1 protein-coding gene is annotated in these 1,759 nt (G+C 63.8%); it reads left to right on the top strand.

Going from position 1 to position 1,759, the window contains the following annotated elements:
- On the top strand, nucleotides 1-1,759 hold a 1,759-nt coding region (gene xsc, locus ACR0NW_RS23950; RefSeq protein ID WP_480791960.1), incomplete at both ends, for a sulfoacetaldehyde acetyltransferase.

The following is a 1,759-nucleotide window of genomic DNA, read 5'->3' on the forward strand; positions in this document are numbered from 1 at the left end:
ATGAAGATGACGACGGAAGAGGCCTTTGTTAAGGTACTGCAGATGCATGGTATTGAGCATGCGTTTGGGATTATTGGCTCGGCGATGATGCCGATTTCGGATTTGTTTCCGAAGGCTGGGATCATGTTCTGGGACTGCGCGCATGAGGGCAGTGCCGGGATGATGGCGGATGGCTACACCCGCGCCACCGGCAAGATGTCGATGATGATCGCGCAGAACGGCCCCGGCATCACCAACTTTGTCACCGCCGTGAAAACCGCCTACTGGAACCACACGCCGCTGCTGCTGGTCACCCCGCAGGCGGCCAACAAGACCATCGGTCAGGGCGGGTTCCAGGAAGTCGAGCAGATGAAACTGTTCGAGGACATGGTCGCCTATCAGGAAGAGGTCCGCGACCCGTCCCGCGTCTGCGAGGTTCTGAACCGGGTGATCATGCAGGCCAAACGCGCCAGTGCTCCGGCCCAGCTGAACATCCCGCGCGACATGTGGACTCAGGTGATCGACGTCGATCTGCCCGCCATCGTTGACTTCGAGCGCCCCTCGGGCGGCGAAACCGCCGTCGCGCAGGCCGCCGAACTGCTGTCGAACGCCAAGAACCCGGTCATCCTGAACGGCGCCGGTGTGGTTCTGGCTGAAGGTGGCATCGAGGCCTCGAAGGCTCTGGCCGAACGTCTGGATGCGCCGGTTTGCGTCGGCTACCAGCACAACGACGCCTTCCCGGGCAGCCACCCGCTGTTTGCCGGTCCGCTGGGCTATAACGGCTCGAAAGCGGGGATGGAGCTGATCAGCGAGGCCGACGTGGTGCTGTGCCTCGGCACGCGTCTGAACCCGTTCTCGACCCTGCCGGGCTATGGCATCAACTACTGGCCCGCGGATGCGAAAATCATTCAGGTCGACATCAACCCCGACCGCATCGGCCTGACCAAAGCCGTCAGCGTCGGCATCGTTGGCGACGCGGCCAAGGTGGCGAATGGCATTCTGGCGCAGCTGAGCGGCACTGCCGGCGACGAAGGCCGTAAAGAGCGCAAGGAGCGCATCGCGCAGAAGAAATCGGCCTGGGCGCAGGAACTGACCTCGATGACGCATGAGGACGACGATCCCGGCACCAGCTGGAACGAGCGTGCCCGTGCCGCCAAGCCCGACTGGATGAGCCCGCGCATGGCGTGGCGCGCGATTCAGGCGGCGCTGCCAAAAGAGGCGATCATCAGCTCGGACATCGGCAACAACTGCGCCATCGGCAACGCCTATCCGTCGTTCGAAGAGGGCCGCAAATACTTGGCGCCGGGCCTGTTCGGCCCCTGCGGTTACGGTCTGCCCGCCATCGTCGGCGCCAAGATCGGCCAGCCGGACGTGCCGGTTGTGGGCTTTGCCGGGGACGGCGCATTCGGCATCGCGGTGAACGAACTGACCGCGATCGGCCGCGAGGAATGGCCCGCCGTGACCCAGATCGTGTTCCGCAACTACCAGTGGGGCGCGGAAAAGCGCAACTCGACCCTGTGGTTCGACGATAACTTCGTGGGCACCGAGCTGGACACCAAGGTGTCCTATGCCGGTATCGCCACGGCCTGCGGCCTGAAGGGTGTGGTTGCCCGCACCCAGGACGAGCTGACTGCGGCGCTGAACCAGGCGATCGAGGACCAGAAGAACGGCATCACCACCCTGATCGAGGCGCTGATCAACCAGGAACTGGGCGAACCCTTCCGCCGCGACGCCATGAAAAAACCCGTCGCAGTCGCAGGCGTCAGCGCCAACGACATGA

The organism is Ruegeria sp. CF5 (assembly GCF_056537325.1).